21 protein-coding genes and 1 pseudogene are annotated in these 18,954 nt (G+C 70.3%); 9 read left to right on the top strand and 13 right to left on the bottom strand.

The genetic code is table 11. The features are described 5' to 3' along the window. Positions 1-131: 131 nt before the first annotated feature. Both HD596_RS38815 and HD596_RS38810 read left to right on the top strand, forming a co-directional pair. Complete coding sequence (locus HD596_RS38815) at positions 132-332, top strand: DUF4236 domain-containing protein (protein ID WP_225963178.1); 201 nt, start codon at positions 132-134, stop codon at positions 330-332. 298 nt (positions 333-630) lie between these two features. Further along, positions 631-1,034: pseudogene (locus HD596_RS38810) on the top strand (transposase); the annotation flags it as partial. 148 nt (positions 1,035-1,182) lie between these two features. Here HD596_RS38810 and HD596_RS38805 read toward each other — a convergent pair. The 3 genes from HD596_RS38805 to HD596_RS38795 all read right to left on the bottom strand — a co-directional run bounded on the left by HD596_RS38805 (position 1,183) and on the right by HD596_RS38795 (position 3,205). Then, complete coding sequence (locus HD596_RS38805) at positions 1,183-1,740, bottom strand: nuclear transport factor 2 family protein (RefSeq protein WP_185074436.1); 558 nt, start codon at positions 1,738-1,740, stop codon at positions 1,183-1,185. 392 nt (positions 1,741-2,132) lie between these two features. After that, positions 2,133-2,366, bottom strand: coding sequence for a MerR family transcriptional regulator (locus HD596_RS60650; RefSeq protein WP_221519709.1), 234 nt, complete (start codon positions 2,364-2,366; stop codon positions 2,133-2,135). Between the two features lie 347 nt (positions 2,367-2,713). Then, positions 2,714-3,205, bottom strand: coding sequence for a MarR family winged helix-turn-helix transcriptional regulator (locus tag HD596_RS38795; RefSeq protein ID WP_221519708.1), 492 nt, complete (start codon positions 3,203-3,205; stop codon positions 2,714-2,716). Between the two features lie 75 nt (positions 3,206-3,280). On the opposite strand from HD596_RS38795, the gene HD596_RS38790 reads away from it, so the two are divergent. After that, the gene (locus tag HD596_RS38790) at positions 3,281-4,141 is read left to right on the top strand and encodes an LLM class flavin-dependent oxidoreductase (protein WP_185074435.1); all 861 of its coding nucleotides are present in this window, start codon (positions 3,281-3,283) and stop codon (positions 4,139-4,141) included. Positions 4,142-4,295: 154 nt separating this feature from the next. Here HD596_RS38790 and HD596_RS38785 read toward each other — a convergent pair whose 3' ends face one another. From HD596_RS38785 to HD596_RS38775, 3 genes are read right to left on the bottom strand one after another with little or no spacing between them, the layout of a single operon-like run. Next, positions 4,296-4,565: a hypothetical protein gene (locus tag HD596_RS38785; RefSeq protein ID WP_185074434.1), complete on the bottom strand. Its 270-nt coding sequence runs from the start codon at positions 4,563-4,565 to the stop codon at positions 4,296-4,298. Next, the gene (locus HD596_RS38780; RefSeq protein WP_185074433.1) at positions 4,540-5,061 is read right to left on the bottom strand and encodes a hypothetical protein; all 522 of its coding nucleotides are present in this window, start codon (positions 5,059-5,061) and stop codon (positions 4,540-4,542) included. The genes HD596_RS38785 and HD596_RS38780 overlap by 26 nt, the downstream gene beginning before the upstream one ends. Then, entirely contained in the window at positions 5,043-5,711 is a 669-nt protein-coding gene (locus HD596_RS38775) for a hypothetical protein (protein ID WP_185074432.1), read from the bottom strand. Before HD596_RS38775 ends, HD596_RS38780 begins: the two co-directional genes overlap by 19 nt. A gap of 219 nt (positions 5,712-5,930) precedes the next feature. On the opposite strand from HD596_RS38775, the gene HD596_RS38770 reads away from it, so the two are divergent. Further along, positions 5,931-6,236 (top strand): hypothetical protein, encoded by a 306-nt coding sequence (locus HD596_RS38770; protein ID WP_185074431.1) that lies wholly within the window; start codon positions 5,931-5,933, stop codon positions 6,234-6,236. Between the two features lie 66 nt (positions 6,237-6,302). Here HD596_RS38770 and HD596_RS38765 read toward each other — a convergent pair whose 3' ends face one another. Continuing rightward, entirely contained in the window at positions 6,303-6,773 is a 471-nt protein-coding gene (locus tag HD596_RS38765; protein ID WP_185074430.1) for a hypothetical protein, read from the bottom strand. A gap of 71 nt (positions 6,774-6,844) precedes the next feature. On the opposite strand from HD596_RS38765, the gene HD596_RS38760 reads away from it, so the two are divergent. Both HD596_RS38760 and HD596_RS38755 read left to right on the top strand, forming a co-directional pair. Further along, positions 6,845-7,051: a hypothetical protein gene (locus HD596_RS38760; RefSeq protein WP_185074429.1), complete on the top strand. Its 207-nt coding sequence runs from the start codon at positions 6,845-6,847 to the stop codon at positions 7,049-7,051. A gap of 707 nt (positions 7,052-7,758) precedes the next feature. Continuing rightward, positions 7,759-7,914 carry a hypothetical protein gene (locus tag HD596_RS38755; protein WP_185074428.1) on the top strand — a complete coding sequence of 52 codons (156 nt, stop codon included), beginning with the start codon at positions 7,759-7,761 and terminating at the stop codon, positions 7,912-7,914. Positions 7,915-8,013: 99 nt separating this feature from the next. Here HD596_RS38755 and HD596_RS38750 read toward each other — a convergent pair whose 3' ends face one another. Beyond that, positions 8,014-11,253 (bottom strand): efflux RND transporter permease subunit, encoded by a 3,240-nt coding sequence (locus HD596_RS38750; protein WP_185074427.1) that lies wholly within the window; start codon positions 11,251-11,253, stop codon positions 8,014-8,016. A 168-nt stretch (positions 11,254-11,421) separates the two neighbouring features. On the opposite strand from HD596_RS38750, the gene HD596_RS38745 reads away from it, so the two are divergent. Continuing rightward, complete coding sequence (locus tag HD596_RS38745; protein ID WP_246555156.1) at positions 11,422-11,808, top strand: MarR family winged helix-turn-helix transcriptional regulator; 387 nt, start codon at positions 11,422-11,424, stop codon at positions 11,806-11,808. 48 nt (positions 11,809-11,856) lie between these two features. Here the strand turns inward: HD596_RS38745 and HD596_RS38740 are convergent, their stop codons facing one another. Together HD596_RS38740 and HD596_RS38735 are read right to left on the bottom strand one after the other, a co-directional pair. Further along, complete coding sequence (locus HD596_RS38740; protein ID WP_185074426.1) at positions 11,857-14,142, bottom strand: HelD family protein; 2,286 nt, start codon at positions 14,140-14,142, stop codon at positions 11,857-11,859. Positions 14,143-14,234: 92 nt separating this feature from the next. Continuing rightward, on the bottom strand, positions 14,235-15,536 hold the full coding sequence (locus HD596_RS38735; RefSeq protein ID WP_185074425.1) for a lanthionine synthetase LanC family protein: 1,302 nt from the start codon (positions 15,534-15,536) through the stop codon (positions 14,235-14,237). A gap of 246 nt (positions 15,537-15,782) precedes the next feature. On the opposite strand from HD596_RS38735, the gene HD596_RS38730 reads away from it, so the two are divergent. Then, entirely contained in the window at positions 15,783-16,547 is a 765-nt protein-coding gene (locus HD596_RS38730) for an SDR family NAD(P)-dependent oxidoreductase (protein WP_246555155.1), read from the top strand. Between the two features lie 10 nt (positions 16,548-16,557). Here the strand turns inward: HD596_RS38730 and HD596_RS38725 are convergent, their stop codons facing one another. Both HD596_RS38725 and HD596_RS38720 read right to left on the bottom strand, forming a co-directional pair. Continuing rightward, the gene (locus tag HD596_RS38725) at positions 16,558-17,028 is read right to left on the bottom strand and encodes a pyridoxamine 5'-phosphate oxidase family protein (protein WP_185074423.1); all 471 of its coding nucleotides are present in this window, start codon (positions 17,026-17,028) and stop codon (positions 16,558-16,560) included. Between the two features lie 72 nt (positions 17,029-17,100). Beyond that, complete coding sequence (locus tag HD596_RS38720) at positions 17,101-17,670, bottom strand: CGNR zinc finger domain-containing protein (protein WP_313046024.1); 570 nt, start codon at positions 17,668-17,670, stop codon at positions 17,101-17,103. Positions 17,671-17,703: 33 nt separating this feature from the next. Between HD596_RS38720 and HD596_RS38715 the strand changes: the two genes are divergently transcribed. Then, entirely contained in the window at positions 17,704-18,582 is an 879-nt protein-coding gene (locus HD596_RS38715) for an SCO6745 family protein (RefSeq protein ID WP_185074422.1), read from the top strand. A gap of 12 nt (positions 18,583-18,594) precedes the next feature. On the opposite strand, the gene HD596_RS38710 is transcribed toward HD596_RS38715, so the two are convergent. Continuing rightward, a complete protein-coding gene (locus tag HD596_RS38710) occupies positions 18,595-18,936 on the bottom strand; it encodes a VOC family protein (protein WP_185074421.1) in 342 nt (113 codons plus the stop codon). Between the last annotated feature and the right edge of the window lie 18 nt (positions 18,937-18,954).

Below are 18,954 nucleotides of genomic sequence, written 5' to 3'. Positions count from 1 at the left end.
GTACGGCCGGCTCCCAGGTCGGCTAGGCACTCGGCCGGAGCCCCATACCCCCGTGCCGCCATTGCCGAATCCTTACCAAAGCCGATATATCGCGCTTTGATCGGGTAGCTGGAGGGCTACATGCGAGACCGATGGAGGAAAGCGATATGGGCTGGAGCTACCGCAAGTCGATCAAATTCGGCCCCTTCCGGCTGAACCTGTCCCGCCGCGGCGTCGGCCACAGCTGGGGCAACCGGCTGTTCCGGGTGACCCGCACAGCCGACGGCCGCCGTACGCTGTCGATCAACCTGCCCGGCGGCTTCACCTGGCGCAAGACCAGTACCCGCCACTGACCGCCTCGGGCGGCAAAGAACCGAGTATCGACGCTTACCGGCGCATGGTCACCTGTGACGCTCGCATCGTCATGGCGTCGATGGCCGCCGCAGGCGGTCACAGGACGATGGTGTGCTGAATGTGGCAGGCCTGGATGCCTCACTGCCGCTGATCGTGAACGGTTTCGTTCCAGGTCAGGGACCGCCAACGACAGAGCGCCCCATCTCCCTGGCGGGGAGATAGGGCGCTTTGGTCACTTCCTGCCACAACGGACCGACCGTCTCCACATCGGCGGCTCGCGCGTCACTGCGCTTCCCCTCGGCAGGGGTGGCCCACCAGTACTGCGGGCTGACCGGACAGGTCGAGAACTGCCAGGTCATACCCATGCTCACCTACGCCTCCGCGGCCAGGGGCGCCTTCGTCAATCGGCGGCTGCACCTCCCCGATGCCTGGGCGGCAGATCCGGAACGGCGTAGCCAAGCTGGGGTTCCTGACGAGGTGGTCTTCGCCATCAAGCCGCACCTGATGATCGAGATGATGAAGGAGGAGATCGCGGCCGACACCCCGTTTCGCCACCTGTGCGGCGACTCCGGTTACGGGCGCCCGACCCGCGGGCCTGCTGCCGCGATCAGCAGCTCGGCTACGTGCTGGCCGTCCCGGTCGACCTGCCACTGATCGCCGTACGCGGCGGCAGCGAACCGGTCAGTCACCTACGGCCCAGATACAGACCATGGGTTCGGTGAGCACCCACGCATCCGCTCGACAACTGACGGCGCCCGCCCGCCGGTTCCGCTCCCTTCACAGGGTCAGTCCGGCGGGGGCCGCAGTGCCTTGGATCAATCTCGAACGCCCGAGGCGGACATCGGGATCTCACTCACCAGTCGGCGGAATATTCCCCCAGTATTCGTGAAAAGCGCTGATACGCTCACCCGTCACCCCGACGATGATCGTTTCCCAATTCAGATAGCCGGCCGTGGAGGGCGAAGCGCCGCGGGAGTCGTACTCGTACAGGACTCGGTCGCCCATGGTCGTCACGTTGCTTCGCCGGCCGTGAACACGATTGCCGTTGTCCGCGTGGAACCGCGCCCATGCTTCGACAGCGCGCCGCCCGGCCTCGCCCTCGTGGCGCCCTCGCCACTGGCCTTCTGGGAACCAGAAGGAAAAGCGGGGCGTCAACATGGCCAGGAACGGGTCCCATTCCCCGGTGCGCCAGCCGTGGTCGAAGCGGTCCATCGCCCGATCGGCCACGCGCCGTGCACTACCGGTGCCCTGTGCGGAGACGCTCGCCGAAGCGCGTGTCGGAGTGGCCAGTACGGCTGCGCCCGCGAGGGCGCTGACGGCGGCCCCGAGCAGGACCCGTCGAGTCTCGGCCTCACGCCTCTGCGCGGAAGGGCCATTGGACATCCACATGTGCTGTCTGTCGATCATGAAATGGGATTAGAGCAGAGGTAACCGAAAGATGCTGTAAATGCCATGCCAGTCGAGTTCGCCGTGTGACCGAGGAGATGGCCGCGCTGCACAACCGGATGGCCGGGCATCCGTGGACAACGGCCACAGCGTATGGAGGGCGAGGAGGCGCAGGCCTGCTTCGAATCCCGGAACGACAGCCCGGTGATCTCCAGTTCATGCTCGGATCAGCTCGAGCCTTTCCAACTCGTCATATGCGCATAGGGGCGCTGACCAACGCCTCCACCAGGGGATGCCCGGGCTGAGTCGCCGGCCGCGCTCCTCGACCACCCGCCGCACCGGCACCGACGCCCACTCCCCGGCCCTCTCGTCCCCGCTGCTCTTGGCGGTCGGCAGGCCATGCTGCGCGAGGCTCAGGACGTGTGGGTGGAGACTTGCTCGTCGATCGCGACCAGCGTCGCCTGCACACTGGCGACGGACAGCCCGCCGACCTCCAAGAGCGCTTGGTTCCTGCCGGTGCGCTCGCCGGGTGGGAGCAGACCTTCGCGCAGGCAACACTTGAGGTAGTGGATCTTCCCGTCGGCGGTAGTGGCTGAGCCGGGCGCGCGCCTGGTGGCGGCGGCGGAAGGCCGGCCAAGCCAGGACATGCTCGATGGTGTTGGTGGCGGGGATGAACTGCCGGGCCAGGACGCGTCGGATCTCCGCCAGCGAGGGTAGGGGGCATGGGCTCGGGAGCGCTGCTCATGGTGATTGTGGCGGTGCCTGTCGGTCTTTCCCTGGTCGGCAGGGGCGTTGTTGTCGTCGGGAAGGCGGCCTGGGTGACGGCGAGGAAGGCCAGGGCGAGCATGACGGTGGTGACGTTGCCGATGCCAGGGTGTCCACTCGCGGACGCGGTATTGGGTCAGGCCGAGCAGGTCCTTGCTTTGGGCGTAAAGCCGTGAGGATGTGGCTGCTCGATGGTGAGCGCCGGTAAAGCGGATATCGCGGACATACATCACACGGGATCTTCGCCTCGAGCCTCTGGAATCGTCCCGGCTTCCGACAGGTGAGCGAGGACGGTCGCGGCGATCGTCCCCAGCGCCTGGATCTGCTCGGCGGAAAGCAGGTCGATGAAATGGCGGCGGACAGACTCGACGTGAGCCGGAGCGGCCTCCTGGATGGCGCGCAGCCCGCCCTCAGTCAGCACGATCATCGCTCCTCGCGCGTCCCCCTCGAACTCCTCCCTCCTGACCAGCCCTCGCTGCTCCATCCGGGAGATGTGCCGTGACAGGCGGCTCTTCGACCAGAGCATGCGATCGGCCAGTTTGGTGAGCCGCCACCGATGATCCTCGATGGACGTCAGCGCCGAAAGGACGTCGTAGTCGGGGGCCGACAACCCTGTGTCACGCATGAGATCCCGGCTGACCTGCGCGTCCAGGAGCAGCCGCATCCTCCGGTAACCGATCCAGGCCGCGAACTCGGCGTCATCCAACCAGCGTGGCTCCATGCCGGCCGAGTTTAGTTGACGTGTAACCAACTCCAAGTCTAGGTTTACATGTAAACCATAGACCTGGGAGTGATCGTGTTCGGATTGAACATCTCGACCTCGGCGGCGCCGGGGGCCGACCCGGCAGGTGACGCGCGGGCGGCCGAGGAGCTCGGATTCGACTTCGTCTCGGCCTCGGACCATCCCTGCGGGAGCGAGCCATCGTACGAGGTGTGGACAATGCTGACCTGGATCGCGGTCGCCACCTCAAGGATCAGGGTCGCCACGCGGGTGTTGGGAGTGCCGTACCGATCGCCCGCGATGGTGGCCAAAATGGCCGAGACCCTGCACCGGCTCTCCGGCGGCCGGCTGATCCTGGGGCTCGGGGGCGGTTACTCGGACGAGGAGTTCCGGGCGTTCGGGTTGGGGGTGCCCACAGCCCGGGAGAAGGTCGACGGCATGGTAGAGGCGATCCACATCATCCGGGGCCTCTGGTCAGAACCACGCTTTACGTTCGAGGGCACCCGATACCACACGTACGATGCCGCGATGGAGCCGAAGCCCGACAGCCCCATCCCGATCTGGCTCGGCACGTACGGCAAGCGGGCACTGGAGGCGACCGGCCGGCTGGCCGACGGCTGGATCCCGTCCCTCGGCTTCGCCCCACCGGAGCAGGCGGCCCGCATGAGGGAGCGCGTCCTGTCCCACGGACGTGCCGTGGAGTGCGTCTACAACGTTTCCTTCCACATCGGCGGCCGCGCGGATGAGGGGGCGGTGGTGGCGGGCTCGGCGCAGGAGGTGACCGACCGGCTCGCCGGCTTCGTCGACCTGGGCTTCACCTCAATGAACTTCACGCCGATCGGCCCGAACCCGCGCGAACAGGCGGAACGCTTGGCCACGAATGTCCTCCCGGCTCTACGCGCCGCTACCACCTCGTCCTCCGCATCTTCCGCCTGAGCGCACGTCGAAGTTGGCGTGGCTACGGCCGGCGGTCAGACGCCCTCGACGGGATTGAGCTCAGGCGCGTAGGCAGGTAACCAGACGATAACCAGTGGCGCGCCCAGGTGCCGGTGGGTGGCCACGATCAGGTCCCGTCTGCCGGCCGGCGGCATCAGGCGGAAACCGGCGCCAGATGCCTGCACGAAACCTTGAAAACCCACTGCTGATTGACCGGCAGCGGGGAGAACGTGGCGGTAGTATCGCCCCCCTGGATAGCAGTGACCTGCCGCCACACCTGCCCGGCCGCGTTGAAGCGGCCGTACAGTTCGTAACCGTCCACGTCCAGGGCGACTGCGGCCACGACGGTGCCGACCGCGCCCCACGAAGCGGTCACCTGCGCGCGGGCGAAACCGTGCTCATCGACATGGGCCAGCGGCTCCACGATGAGGCCCGTCGCGCGGCCGGGACGCGGCCCGACGTCTCAGGGGCCGGGTCGGCGCCGGACCCGCCAGAGGCGATGCCGCCGTTGAGGATGCCCGCGGCCTGACGGGCCAACTTGAGTCGGTCTCCAAGAACCTGTCATTGCGCACCAGATTCCCGCCGATCACGCCGTCCGCTCCGGACGACAGCGTGATCTGGCGGACGCGCAGGCTCTCCATGGCCGCGCCGTCGCCAGGTGCGAGCACGAAATCGCCGACGCGGTAATCCTCGAACGGCAGCCAGCGGGCCGCGTACGGCCTGATCTGGCGGGTGAGCTGTACCCGCTCCTCCGACGCCCGTTCCAGCGCGGCCTGGCCGAGCAGGATCGCCGTCCCTTGATCGGACACGCCGCCTTGCTTCTGATAGGTCTCCCAGCGCCCCCACGGCACGGTCGCGGTCGGGTTGGTCACCTCAACCGACAGACTGTTCTCGCCCGCGATCAGAATCGCCGACGACATGCCCTCCAAGGTGACGTCATCGGGCGCCTGATCGATATCCCTCTCATCTGCCAGTCGATCATGCCCTGCTCGGACAAGTTCAGCAGCAGCGCCAGCAGGTCCGCGCCCGGTTCGAGCGCGATCGTCAGCACCTTGTCCCACGGATCACCGGCGCCGTCGTGCGTCGGTGTGAAATCCATCGCCAGGCCCGGCAAGGTCCCCCTGGCGTGGGCCTCATTCACCATGGTCCGCAGGATCGCGCCCGCGCTCACCCCGTTGAACGGCCTCTTTCTCTCCACCAGCGGCTGCACCCCCAGGTAGAGCACCAACTTGCGCGTCATCCATGCATACCCCGGGCACTCGAAGGCGCGGGTCCCTGTCCGGTCGGCGATGTCCCCGCCCCGCTTGATCCTAAAGAAGCGGGCGTTCGCAGGCTCGACCCACCCGGCCGACGCCGCGTACTCGAGCGCGATCTCCACCGGAGATTCCAGCCGGCTCCCGCCGGCCGCCCCGGATGGATACGACAGCCGCAGCGACGACACGTCGTTGTGGGGCATCCCGGCCTCAAATCCGAGGTGCTGCCCAAGCACGCCGAGACGTGGTCCGTTAGCCTGGTGGGCGACCAGACGCAGCCCGTACTGCATAGGCTCGCCTGGAATGGCGACCTGCACGACGAAGCCCCCTTGTCATGTTGTGGTGTGATGAGGGGCGTGGCCAATCTGGATGAAGCGCGGCTGGATCAGCCGCCTGTGTGACCCTCTGTCCCGGATCCCATTCGTGAGAGTGGTTAGGCATAGCTAGCCGAGGCGTCCTTGTGCAACGGATCGGTGTCCCCGCACGCTGACATCAGCGCCATCTCGGTGCTAGCAGCTCACAAAGTGGGTGACCTGATGCTTGAACTCTTCATCGCCGCAAAGGCCGCGAAGGTGGCGGCAGACGTCACTGTTCGGCAGGCCAGAGAGCAGCAGTCCAAGAAGAAAAAGAAGAAGAGCACTTACGGAACTACGGTACGGGACGCCGCCACTCAGGCTGGCATTCGTGAAGGGTTCAGCCACGCCCACCACGCTCTCGATGAACATCAGAAGCGCAAGCACGACCAGGATGACGACCGGGATCGAGACAACAGCGGCGGTGACGACAGCCGCGGCGGTGATGACGGTGGGGACTACGGCGGTGGGGACTACGGCGGCTTCTGAGCTTGATCCGCCTCCCACGAGATTTGCCGGAGGCCAGATATGGCATGACGGCGGCTCTCGTTCCGGTCAGTCGCTGGCGGTGGTGGCTACGTCGTCGTTCGGCTGATTGACACGCGCCTGTAGCTGGTCCACGGCAGCGGACAGGACCGCGTTCTCCGCACCGGATCGGCCGCCGCTCGGGCCGACTGGCCGGATGCGGCCGCGGGCGGACTCGTGATGACCTGGCCGTACTTCTGCCGGCAGGCGGCGATCTGCTGCTGCAGCCGGGCCCGTGCCGAGGCCGCGTCCCCTTCCAGCTTGACCTGCGCGCCGGGGGTCTCCCCCGGCGTGCATCCACGACAGCAGCGGCTCATACAGCAGCGCCTCGATCACCTCGTCCAGGGACTCCAGGCCGTGTTCGGCCATGCGGTTCTCGAAGGCGTCCTTCGGGATGCCGAAGGCGAACGTGCCGCCGTCGCCGTCCACCGGGTCGTACAGGAACGCCCACGCGTCCGGTCCTTCTTCGACACGGGTGACCCGCCACGTGCGCACGCTCATCACGCCACTCCATGTTGTCGCCAGGTCCGCACGTACAGCAGCGTCGCGTCGAGGTCTCGTCTGATCGCAAGGTGAAACCGGTCGTACCGGGCGAGGCCACGTGCAGCACCAGCCGGGCCGGGCTCGGGTTGTCCGCGGTGATCACCACACGCGGCGTGGACGCGATCGTCACGTTGAACGCCACGAAATGCGAGGCCGCCGCCGTGATGAGGTTGCGAGTGAACATCACCATGCCCGCGCCGTTCTCGTACGACCACGTGCCGCGGAACGTTGTGTAGCCCGTCGCGCTCCCAGCACCGCCGTGGTGGAACAGGAACCGGTTCAACCGGTCCTGGATGTCGTTGTAGCCAACCTCCGCCTGCTCGGGCTGCGCGAACAGGTAGCCGCCACCCGGCGAGGCCGTCCGAGGTCTGCACCATGTGCATGCGCCACGCGTCGCCGCGCTGGATCACCTCGCTGCGGCGGGGTCCCGTCCGGGCTGGTACCGGAGTGCAGGCGGATGGACGCGTCGCTGTCGGGCCAGATGCGAGCGAAGTTTGTGCCGGTCCCGGGCATGAAGTGGCTTGCCGGTGTCCGTACGGAACGAGTGCGCCTTCGTCGTCGCCGCGCAGCGCGATGTACCGGTCGAGGGCGGCGCTGGCGTACGGCGGGACGGCAAGGCGCTGCGTCTCCCCTGCTGGGCCCTTCACGGGTAGGTCGATCACATGGTGGCCGGCGTCCCATCCAAGGGACGATAGGCGGTACTCGATCACGCCGCCGACTCGGCAGGCCGTCACGACGATCAGGCACAGCGTCGCGTAGGCCCGTGCGGTGTCACGTACCCTCGCCGCGGCGGCCCGACCGTCGTCGTGCGCGACCGCTGTCTTGTCGGCCTCGGCCTCGGCCTTGGAGCGAGCGAGCATGCGGTCCACTTCGGCCTTCGGCAGGCCGCGCGTGGTCTCGGTGGACGAGGGCTGCGTGCGCTCCATGTCGAGGAAAGGGTTCCGTGCGGCGGCGCCGGCACGGCTACCTCTTCCGTGGCCGAGACCAGTTCGCCGCCCGCCGCTTCGAGCCTGGCCAGGTTGAGCTGGTCATCCGGTTACGGCCGAACCGCGAGTACTTCCACACGAGGATCGCTCTGGCCACGCCCTTCTCCACCTGAGAGACGGCCGCCATGATCGTGCGCTGGAAGTTCCTGCCGGACAACGCCGAAGGCCCGGCGGGGTGTGGTGACCCCGCCGGGCAAAGAGCGCCGCCTCTGTCAGGAGGTCGGGGTGAGGACCTTCGCCTCGTGCTTGGGCTCGGCCGGCTTGCGCCGCATCCGCTCCTTCGCCCGCTCCACCATCGTGTATAGCGTCGGCACCAGCACCAGGGTCAGCAGCGTCGAGCTGATCAGACCACCGATCACCACGATCGCCAGCGGCTGCGAGATGAACCCGCCCGAGCCGGTCACCCCCAGCGCCATCGGCGTCAGCGCGCAGATCGTGGCCACCGCCGTCATCAGGATCGGCCGCAGCCTGCGCCGCCCGCCCTCGATGACCGCTTCCACCACGCCCATGCCCTGCTCGCGATACTGGTTGATCAGGTCGATGAGGACGATGGCGTTGGTCACCACGATGCCGATCAGCATCAGCATGCCGATCAGCGCCGGCACGCCCAGGGCGGTGTCGGTGGCCACCAGCAGCCCGATCGCGCCCGTGGCCGCGAACGGGATCGACACCAGCAGGATCAGCGGCTGGACGAAGCTGCGGAACGTCGCCACCATGATCAGGAAGACGATCGCGATCGCCGCCAGCATCGCGATCCCCAGGTCGGAGAACGCGTCCGACTGCTGGGCCGACACGCCGCCGATCTCGTAGGTGGCGCCCGCGGCCAGCGACAGGCCGCTCAGCTTGGTCGTCAGCGACTGCGTCACGGCGCCGAGGTTGCCGGCGTCGGCCGCCTTGGCCGACACCGTGGCCGAACGCTCGCCGTCGATCCGCGTCACCTGCGTCGGCCCGGCCACCTCCTTGACGTCCGCGACCGTCGACAGCTTCACCATGCCCGCCGCCGTCGGCAGCTTCAGGTCCTTGATCGCCTTGATGTCGTCCGGCGCGTCCGCGCCGCGCAGCACCAGGTCGCTGGAGCGGCCGTCGAGGGTGATCTGGCCCAGCGGCGCGCCGCGGAAGGCCTGCGCCACCGCCTGCCCCACCTGTGCCTCCGACAGGCCCCGCTCCGCGGCCTCCTGCCGGTCCACCACGACCTCGACCCGCGGCGCGCTGGTCTCCATGTTGGAGGACACCTCGGTGAGCCCCGACACCTCGCCCATCGCGGTCTTGACCGTGTCGGTCGCCGTGCGCAGCGTCTCGGCGTCGGGCGCCTGCACGATCACATCGATCGTGTCGGAGGAGAACCCGCCTCCGCCGGCGCCGCCCACCGTGACCTCGCCGACGCCCGACAGGCCGTCGATCCGCTCGCGCAGCTCCTGCTGCACCTTGTCGGGGTCGGCGCTGTCCTTGACCGTCACCGAGTACGACGCCCGGTCCGCGCCGCCGCCGACCGCGCCACCCTGCATGGCGTTGCCGCCGCCCACGTTCACCTGGTACGTCTCCACGCCGTCCAGGTCCTTCAGCACGCCCTCGACCTGCTGGGCGGCCTTGTCCGTGGTCGCCAGGTCCGTACCGACCGGCATCTTCTGCGACAGGGAGATCGTGTTCTGGCCCGAGGAGTCCAGGAAGTTCGTCTGCAGCCCGCCGGCCAGGCCCATCGTGCCGATGAACACCGCCACGCCGATGAGGATCGTCACCAGCTTGAACCGCGTCGCGAACCGCAGCACCGGCAGGTAGGCCCGCTGCAGCGGCGAGCGCAGCTCCTTGGCCTCGGCCTCCTCGCGCTGCTTGCGCGCCTGCTCCGGCGTCAGGTTCGGCGCCTTGAGGAACCAGTACGCCAGCACCGGCACCACCGTCAGCGACACGACCAGCGAGGCCAGCAGCGCCACCGCCACCGTGATCGCGAACGGGCGGAACAGCTCGCCCACCATGCCGCCCACGATCGCGATCGGCGCGAACACCGCCACCGTCGTCAGCGTCGAGGCCGTCACCGCGCCCGACACCTCGCGTACCGCCGTCAGGATCGCCTGCAGCTTGGCCTCGCCGTACGCGAGATGTCGCTTGATGTTCTCCAGCACCACGATCGAGTCGTCGACCACCCGGCCCACGGCGATCGTCAGCGCGCCCAGGGTCAGCATGTTCAGCGAATAGTCGCCCGCCCACAACACGATCAGCGCGATCACCACCGACAGCGGGATCGACACGGCCGTCACCAGCGTCGAACGCACCGACAGCAGGAACACCAGGATGACCAGCACCGCGAACGCCAGACCCAGCAGGCCCTCGGTGGTCAGGCTCCGGATCGACTCCTCCACGTACGGCGCCTGATCGAACACCACCGACACCGCCGTGTCCGAGCTGTCGCCCAGCGCCCTGGTCAGCTCGGGCAGCTTCTCGCTGATGTCGTGCGAGATCGACACCGCGTTGCCGTCGGGCACCATCGTCACCGACACGCCCAGGCTCGTCTTGCCGTCCGTACGGGTGATCGTCGTCGCGTCCGCCAGCCCCTGCTTGATCTCGGCGACGTCGCCCAGCTTGACCGGCTTGAGCGGCTTGGGCTTGGGCGCCTGCTGCTGCGCGAGGGCCGCCGGGGACTGGCCCGGACGGCCGGGCTGCCCGGTCTGCGGGCGCGCCTGGGCCTGGCTCGGCTGCTGCTGTGGCTGGGTGGCCGCCGGCTGGGCCGGGGTCAGGTACAGGTCCTTGAGCTTGGCGACCGAGTCGACCCGCGCGCCCACCTGCACCGTGAGCGACTTGCCGTCAGCGGTCAGCGTGCCCGCCGGGATCGGCGTGCCGTTCGCCTTCAGTACGTCGGGGATCTGCGAGGCCGACACCCCGGCCTTCGCCATCTTCTCGGTGTCCGGCTCGATCGTGACGACCTCGTCGCGGGTGCCCGTGACCGACGCCTCCCGTACGCCCTCCACGCTCTGCAGCTCCGGCACCATGATCCGGCGCAGCTTGTCGGCCATCGCCCGCTCGTCGCCGCCGTCGCCCACCGCGAGCACCACCACCGGGATGTCGTCGGTGTTGCCCGCCACGACCTGCGGGTCCACCCCGTCCGGGAGGGAGAGCCGGCTGACGGCCTGCTGCATCTTGTTCAGCGAGGACTCGACGTCCGTGCCGTACTCGAAGGCCACCTGGATCTGCGCCAGGCCCTCCTTCGACGTCGAGGTCATCTGCTCCATGCCGTCCAGGCCCTGGAACGAGTCCTCGATCGGCTTCGTCACCTGGTCCTCGACGATCTCGGGCGAGGCACCCGGGTAGGCCGCGACCACGAACGCGCCGGGGAAGCTCAAAGACGGCAGCAACTGCTGCTTCAACTGCGGAATCGTGAACGCGCCGAACGCGCTGAGCACGAGCGCCACCAATATCACGAGGCTGCGGTTGACCAGGCTCAACCGGGCGAATGCGGTCATAGGCGTCCCCTCCAAGAGTTCGCCCCAGACTAACACTTCGCCTCGAACGAATATTTAGACAGATTGAGCTTTCCTGATAACCTTCTCAGGAAGCGAGAGGTGAGTGTGAGCGACGAACGCGAAGACCTGATCCGTCGAATCAGCGAAACACAGCGTGGCATGGGGCGGATGTTCGCCCAGCATCAGCAGTCCCCGCTGTTCACCTCCAACCTGACCATGCGGCAACTCCACGTCATCATGCTCCTGGCCTTCAACGGCTCCGCCTCCGGCCAGGAGCTCGCCCACCACCTCGGCGTCAGCCTCGGCACCGTCACCGGCCTCGTCGACCGGCTCGTCGCCCACGGGCTCGTCACCCGCCACGAGGACCCCCACGACCGCCGCGTCCGCCGCGTCGAGCTCTCCCCCGCCGGCACCGCCCTGATCGAGGAGATCCACAACTCCGGGCTCGAACACTATCGCCGCATCCTGGACCACCTCGACACCGAGACCCTGCGCTCCCTCGACCAGATCACCCGCACGATCCGCGCGGTGGCCGACAAGCTCTACAACGACTGACCCGCGCTCCCGGTTTCCCCGTCGACCGGGAGCCGAAGGCCGGCGCCTTTACGTTGTAGATTCGGAAGTCAGCCGGGACAGCACCTCCGGCAGCTCCCCCTCGTACACCACCGTCAGCCGCCGGGTGGCCCGCGTCACCGCCACGTACAGGTCCTGACCCCCCATCGGCGACTGGCTCAGGATCCCCGCCGGATCCACCACCACGACCGCGTCGAACTCCAGCCCCTTGGCCTGCCGCACCGTCAGCACCACCACCGGCGCGTCCAGGTCACCCTCCGGGAACAGCGCGGCCACCTCCGCATGCCGCGCGTCCGAGGTCACCACGCCCACCCGGCCCTCGCCGATCGAGGTCAGCTCCGCGGCCACCAGCCCCGGCAGCGCCGCCACCGGCAGGCGCGCCGCGCGGGGCCGCGAGCCGCCCTCACGCACCGACTCGGGCGGTTCCTGGTCGGGCGCGAAGGCCCGCAGCACGTCCGCCGCGACCGTCATGATCTCCACCGGCGTGCGGTAGTTGACCAGCAGCCGCTCCTCGCGCCAGCGTCCTTCCAGGTACGGGTCCAGCACCTCTCCCCACGACCGCGCCCCGGCCGCCGACCCCGTCTGGGCCAGGTCGCCCACGACGGTCAGCGACTTCGCCGGCACCCGCCGCATGATCATCCGCCAGGCCATCGCCGACAGCTCCTGCGCCTCGTCCACGATCACGTGCCCGTACGCCCACGTCCGGTCCGCCGCCGCCCGGTCGGCCGTCGTCAGCCCGAGCCCCTCGTCGGCGTGCCGCTCGGCCAGCACGTCGGCCCGCTCGAAGATGCCCTCCTCCAGCACCCCCGTGACCTGCAGCACCTCCCGCGCGTACAGCTCCTCCGACGCCTGCTCCTGCGACGCCCGCCTGGACGCCACCCGGCGCTCCGAGTCGTCCTCGCCCAGCAGCTCGGCCGCCTCGTCCAGCAGCGGCACGTCCCCGGCCGTCCACGGCGCGTCCACCGGGCGGAGCAGCTCCTGCCAGTCCAGCCCCGACGGCGCCACCGACCACAGCGTCTCCGGCGAGGCCAGCATCTCCGAGATCAGCCGCTGCGGCGTCAGCTCCGGCCACAGGTCGTCCACCGCCCGCCGGATCTCCGGCTCGCCCCACAGCCGCCGCGAGGCCAGCTCCAGGTCCAGCTCGTCCAGGTCGCCTTCCAGGTCGAGCGGCTGCGCGAGCTCCGGTTCGCCCTCGATGACCAGCTCCTCGATGTGCAGCGACTCCTCCAGCGCCCGCGCCTCGGCCTTGGCGAGCTCCTTGAGCAGCTCGGTGACGTACAGCTTGCGCGCCATGTTGTGCGGCAGCCGCACCGCCCGCGCCCGGTCGCGCAGCCGCACGCACGTCTCGTGCGGAACCCGCAGGTTCAGCCCGTCCAGCTCGACCACCAGATCGCCCTCGGGCGCGCGCTGGCGCAGCTCCAGCGCGCGGGCGACCACGTCGGCCATCCGCGGGTCACCCTTGACCACCGCCGTCGCCGGCCCGTCGGACGCGCTCGCCCGCACCCCCGGGAACATCTCCCCGACCGTGGTCATCACCACCTGCGTCTCCCCCAGCGCCGGCAGCACCTGGCTGATGTAGCGCAGGAACATCGAGTTGGGCCCCACCACCAGCACGCCGCGCCGCTCGAGCGTGGCGCGGTGGGTGTAGAGCAGGTACGCCGCCCGGTGCAGCGCCGCCACGGTCTTGCCGGTGCCCGGGCCGCCCTGCACCACCAGCGCGCCCTGCAGCGAGGCGCGGATCACCCGGTCCTGCTCGGTCTGGATGGTGGCCACCACGTCGCCCATCCGGCCCGTCCTGCCCCGGCGCAGCGCCGCCAGCAGCGCCGCCTCGCCGACGAGCGTGCGCCGGTCGCCGTCGCTCATCCCCTCCAGGTCGAACACCTCGTCGTCGATGCCGACCACCGTGCGGTCCTTCAGGTGCAGGTGCCTGCGGCGTACCAGCCCGCCCGGGTCGGTGGCCGTGGCCACGTAGAACGGCCGCGCGGCCGGCGCCCGCCAGTCGATGAGGACCGATTCGTGCTCCTCGTCGCGCAGCCCGATCCTGCCGACGTACGTGCTCCGCCCCGCGCCGTCGTCGATGCGGCCGAAGCACAGGCCCCGCTCGACCGCGTTCAGCTGGGCCAGCCTCCTGGCCTGCTCCGAGGCCATCGCCTCGCGTTCGACCATCGCCTGGCGGCTGCCGCCGGCCCTGGCGTACACCTCCCGCAGCGCCGCCTGGGCCCGCTCCCTGGCGACGTCGAGCCTGCCGTACAGCGACGACACAGTGCGCTGTTCGCTGTCAAGGGCTTCCGCAAGACCATCTTGACGATTAGCCATTCGCTGGTATACTCCTAACAGGAGGATTGTCGAGCCTTTGCCTAAATTGGGCAATCGAGCTTAACGCCGCGCGAGCGTGCGCGCAATCTCCTTTATTCGGGCAGCATGCCCGGGATCGCCGGGAACGGATTGTCCGGCAGCAGGATCACCCGCCGTCCCCGCCCCGCCGCCTCCAGGTGCAGCAGCGCCGCGCCGATGCCCGCCGCGCCCGCCATGTACCCGGTGTCCGCGCTCACCACGCCGGGACGTACCCGCTCAAAAGCCTGATACCACCGCAGGCCCCCGCCGTCGCCGCTCGCCCTGCCCGCCAGGTGCTCGCCCAGCGTCCGGGCGAAGGTCAGGTACGCCTCCCGCCCCGTCACCGCCCACAACCCGACGAACAGCTCCACCAGCCCCGCCAGCCCGCAGCACTGGCAGGCCGTGTCCCACAGCCCGGGCACCCGCCGGCCCGGGACCCCGCTCGTGACGATCCCGGTGGCCAGCCGCTCGGCCCACTCCAGATCGGCCGGGTCGCCCCCGGCCCGGTACAGCTCCACGAACATCCGCGCCACGCCCGCGGAGCCCGAGCAGAACCCCAGGTAGTGCAGCCCCCGCCCCTGCGGCAGATGGTGCGGCACCAGCGCGCGCCGGCCGCTCAGCGCGCTGACCGAGCGTACGAAATCCGCGCCCCTGTGCGCCGCCTCCAGGAACCGGCCGTCCCCGCTCACCCCGTACAGGCGGGCCAGCAGGAACGCCGTCCCCGCCGTACCGGCCAGGAACCCCGGCGTGACCGCGTCCGCCGGCAGGCCCTCGCAGTCGCCGAAGCGGTGCCCCGGCACCGCCAGCCGCGCCGCCCGCAGCCCGGCCTCGGCCGCCAGCTCCGCGTACGACGGCATCCTCAGCATCGCGGCGCCGTGCAGCAGCGCCAGCACGACACCGCCGTCGCCCCGTTGCGCCGGGTCCCCCGACCAGCCGGGACCGCCGTCCATCGGCCGCGCCGCCCGCGCCACCCGGTCCAGCGCCGCCGCGGCCGCCTCCTCGGCCAGGCCGTCGCCCAGCACCCACCCGGCCTCGCACAACGCGACCGCGATCCCGCCCAGGCCATGGTGGAAGGTCACGTCGCCCACCCCGGGGCCGGCTTCGACCAGGTAGCGCACGCCCGCCCGGGCGTCCTCCAGGTACTCCTCCCGCCCGGTCGCGGCGGCCAGCTCCAGGAAGAAGAGCACGATGCCGGCCGCGCCGCCGTACAGGGAGGCGGGCTCGGGCGTCAGCGCGGAGCGGCCCCGCGGGTCAGGGTTGGCCACCCAGTGGCGTGCCCGCGCGTCGCCCGCGGCCGCCGTCCTGATCCACCGCGCGGCCCCGATCGCGGCACTCAGCGGGTCGCCGGCGGACGCGCGGCGCGGATCCAGGCTCATGACGCACCCGAGGGCTCTTCCCGGTCAGTGGACGACCTCACATTCTCCCCCATCCCACGCCGCCCGCCAATCGGCCCGGCCGTGGCCGCGCCGGACGGGGCGGGTCACGCGGTACGCGCCACCACGCCCCTCGCCCAGCCCGCGCAACCGCCGGTCGATGGTGTTCTCGCCTGTTGTGGTACCCCGCCACGGGCCCCGCGTCGCGGGACCCGGCCTTCACCCTGCCTCGGGGTGCTAGCTTGTCCGATGATGTCTGACTATCTGCGGGAGCTGTTCTCCCTCGACGGCCGGCGCGCCCTGGTGACCGGCGGCAGCTCCGGCATCGGGTACGTCATCGCCGAGGCGATCGGCCGGGCCGGAGCCGAGGTCGTGCTGGTCGCCCGCAGGGAGAACGAGCTCGGCAAGGCCGTCACCCGCCTGCGCGAGCACGGCGTCTCCGCCTCCTGGATCAGCGCCGACCTCGCCGACCGCGACGACGTCCGGCGGGTGTGCGCCACGGCGGGCGACGTCGACATCCTCGTCAACGACGCCGGCAACAACATCCGCAAGCCCATGGCCGAGCTCACCGTCGAGGACTACGAGCGCACCATCGCCGTCAACCTCACCGCCCCCTACCTCCTCGGCCAGCACTTCGGCCCGAGGATGGCCGCCCGCGGCTGGGGCCGTATCATCAACCTCGGCTCCCAGCAGTCCATCAGCGCCTTCGGCGACAGCGGCGCGTACGGCACGGCCAAGGCCGCCATCGCCGGCCTGACCCGCTCCCAGGCCGAGGCGTGGTCGCCGCGCGGGGTGTGCGTCAACACGATCATCCCCGGCTTCGTGCTGACCCCGCTGACCGAACCCGCCCAGGCCCTCCCGGGCCGCGTCGAAGCGCTCGCCGCCCGCCACATGGTCGGCCGCAACGGCCTGCCCGGGGACTTCGCGGGCGCGGCCGTCTTCCTGGCCGGTGACGCCTCCGCGTTCGTCACGGGGCAGATGCTCTTCGTGGACGGCGGCTTCTCCGTCCACTAGCCGGAAACGGTCACTTGCGGCGGATCTGGCGCAGCCCCACCCCTTCGCGCCAGGAGTCCATGACGATCTCGTCGCCCTCGACCCGTGTCCGCACCACCTCCGTCAGCTCGATCCGGAACAGGTGCGACTCCTCGCTCGGCAGCCCGAACGACGCCAGCACCTCCCGATCGGTGATCTCCACCGCCCGCCCGGCCAGCTTCACGTCGCCCTCCCACGACGACGGGTCGTCCCCCTCGGGGGCGCTGGAGGTGACGTGGATCGCCATCCGCGGGTCACGGCGCAGGTCGGCCGCCTTGACGGCCCCGGGCATCGACCCCGTCCACAGCTCGCCGTCCCGGAAGCTGGTCTCGATGCCGCTGACCCGGGGCGAGCCGTCCTTGCGCAGCGTGGCCAGCACCTTGTGCCGGTACGCCGCCATCAGCCGCCGCGCCACCCCGGCCAGCTCCGCCGCCTGCTGCTCGAACTCCTGCCATGAAGCCATGGCCGCCATCATGCCCGCCGCCACCGACAGAACGCGGAGCGCGTGCCCCGGGCCCGTGATCAGGGTCCGGGATCAGGTGCGGCGGCGGGCGCGGTAGGCGCTGGCCTTGGCGCGGTTCTGGCAGGACAGGCCGCAGAACCTGCGCGAGGCGTTCCTGGTGACGTCGAAGAAGACCAGCTCGCACCCGTCCGCCTCGCAGGTCCGCAGCCGCCGGCCCTGGCCGACGCCGATCACCATGGCCAGGGCCGTGCCGGCGTCGGCGGCCCAGGCGTCGACCAGGTCCGCGCCGGGGGCGTGGAAGGCCAGGACGGGCGGGTCGCCGTGCAGGTTGGGCACGGCCGCGTGGCGCACCAGGGCCGCGTTGAGGGCGGCGACGTCGCCGGTGAAGGCCGGGTGGAGCTCGGCGGCCACGCCCGCGAGCCGGTCGGCGTCCGCGCCGGTCAGCGCCCGGCCGGTGGGCCGGCCCTGCTGGGCGAACGCCGCCTCCAGCGCGGCCCGGCGGTCGGCGGGCGGGTCCACGGGGCGGCCGCGGGCCCGGGTGACGGCCAGCTCGTTCACCAGCAGGACGGCCAGCTCCGCCCACCTCCCGACATAACTGTCTATTTGCGATTGACCAGTGATGCGCCAAGCCTCTATCGTCACTGGCATAGCTTACCTAGACAGTGAGGGATTGTGATGAGCGCAGCGTCCAGACTTGCCCGCCGCATGTGGCACCAGCTCGAGCCGATCCACGCGGTGCTGTACTTCTCGCCCCAGGCGTTCGCGGAGGCCGGCGCGCTCGGTTACGACGTGGAGTCGCGCTGGCCGAGCTATTTCGCCTACCGCACGGCCCCGCTCGGGCGGGCCGGCAGCCGGCTGGCCACCGCCGCGTACTACAGCTTCAGCCCGCGGATGATCGCCGAGCACGTGCCGGCCGTGTGGGAGGTCGCCTCGCCCGAGCGGGTGCTCGAGGCCCGGATGGCCGCCGTCGACCGCACGTACCGCGATCTGCTGGGCGACAAGGTGACGGTGGATGCGGCGCTGGAGGCGGCGGAGCTGGTCAGGCGGGCCGCCGAGAGCGTGAGCGTGGCCGGGCGGCCGTTCGCCGCGGCCAACCTGGACCTGCGCTGGCCCGACGAGCCGCACCTGGTGCTCTGGCAGGCCGCCACCGTGCTGCGCGAGCACCGGGGTGACGGCCACCTGGCGGCGCTGCAGGCCGCGGAGCTGGACGGTTGCGAGGCGCTGGTGTCGTTCGCCACGATCGGCGCCGCCCCCGTGCCGAACTTCGCCGGGCGCGGCTGGAGCGAGCAGGAGTGGGACGCCGCCCAGGAGCGGCTGGCCGCCCGCGGCCTCGTCGGCCCCGACGGGCAGGCCACCGAGCGGGGGCGGGCGCTGCGCGACCAGGTCGAGCGGATGACCGACCGGCTGGCCGCCGAGCCGTGGCGGCTGCTCGGCGAGGAGCGCGCCGAACGGCTGGCCCAGCTGGCCTCGCCGTTCCTCGGCGCGGTCTTCGAGGCCGGGCTGCTACCGATGACCAGCACCCTCGGCATCGCCACCGTCAAGGCCCCGGACTAAGGAGAACCCGGCCTACTCGAAGCCGGGGGCGGGCTGCCAGAGGCTGATCTCCGTGCCCTGGTCGTCGGTGCAGGTGCAGCCGCGCCCCGACTTGCTGTCGTACATCTCGCCGGTGCCGCCGCCCAGCTCCCGCACCCGCTCGACGGCCGCGTCGATGTCGGTGACGTGGTAGTAGAGGTTCGGCTGCGAGGAGGGCCCGCGCGCGACGAGGCCCATCGGCACGGCCGTGTTCGTGACGTGCAGGTACGTCTCGTGCTCGCGCCTGAACTGCCAGCCGAACAGCGCCCCGTAGAAGGCGGCCGCCCGGTCCAGGTCCGCCACGGACAGCGTGTAGTAGCCCAGCTCGACACTCATGTATGCACCTCCGCAATA

Source organism: Nonomuraea jabiensis, assembly GCF_014204795.1.
Taxonomy (GTDB): Bacteria; Actinomycetota; Actinomycetes; order Streptosporangiales; family Streptosporangiaceae; genus Nonomuraea; species Nonomuraea jabiensis.
Note: the sequence above shows the minus strand (reverse complement) of the source record. Positions and strands in the feature narration are given on the sequence as shown.

Bases quoted from the DNA above. Each gene is read 5' to 3' on its own strand.
- HD596_RS38780 (WP_185074433.1), bottom strand. From the start codon at position 5,061: ATGTCGTCGGCGATTCTGATCGCGGGCGAGAACAGTCTGTCGGTTGAG.
- HD596_RS38730 (WP_246555155.1), top strand. From the start codon at position 15,783: ATGATGTCTGACTATCTGCGGGAGCTGTTCTCCCTCGACGGCCGGCGC.
- HD596_RS38815 (WP_225963178.1), top strand. From the start codon at position 132: ATGGAGGAAAGCGATATGGGCTGGAGCTACCGCAAGTCGATCAAATTC.
- HD596_RS38765 (WP_185074430.1), bottom strand. From the start codon at position 6,773: ATGAGCGTGCGCACGTGGCGGGTCACCCGTGTCGAAGAAGGACCGGAC.
- HD596_RS38745 (WP_246555156.1), top strand. From the start codon at position 11,422: ATGTTCGCCCAGCATCAGCAGTCCCCGCTGTTCACCTCCAACCTGACC.
- HD596_RS38795 (WP_221519708.1), bottom strand. From the start codon at position 3,205: ATGGAGCCACGCTGGTTGGATGACGCCGAGTTCGCGGCCTGGATCGGT.
- HD596_RS38725 (WP_185074423.1), bottom strand. From the start codon at position 17,028: ATGGCTTCATGGCAGGAGTTCGAGCAGCAGGCGGCGGAGCTGGCCGGG.
- HD596_RS38710 (WP_185074421.1), bottom strand. From the start codon at position 18,936: ATGAGTGTCGAGCTGGGCTACTACACGCTGTCCGTGGCGGACCTGGAC.
- HD596_RS38740 (WP_185074426.1), bottom strand. From the start codon at position 14,142: ATGGCTAATCGTCAAGATGGTCTTGCGGAAGCCCTTGACAGCGAACAG.
- HD596_RS38750 (WP_185074427.1), bottom strand. From the start codon at position 11,253: ATGACCGCATTCGCCCGGTTGAGCCTGGTCAACCGCAGCCTCGTGATA.
- HD596_RS38715 (WP_185074422.1), top strand. From the start codon at position 17,704: ATGAGCGCAGCGTCCAGACTTGCCCGCCGCATGTGGCACCAGCTCGAG.
- HD596_RS38805 (WP_185074436.1), bottom strand. From the start codon at position 1,740: ATGATCGACAGACAGCACATGTGGATGTCCAATGGCCCTTCCGCGCAG.
- HD596_RS60650 (WP_221519709.1), bottom strand. From the start codon at position 2,366: ATGTCCTGGCTTGGCCGGCCTTCCGCCGCCGCCACCAGGCGCGCGCCC.
- HD596_RS38735 (WP_185074425.1), bottom strand. From the start codon at position 15,536: ATGAGCCTGGATCCGCGCCGCGCGTCCGCCGGCGACCCGCTGAGTGCC.
- HD596_RS38770 (WP_185074431.1), top strand. From the start codon at position 5,931: ATGCTTGAACTCTTCATCGCCGCAAAGGCCGCGAAGGTGGCGGCAGAC.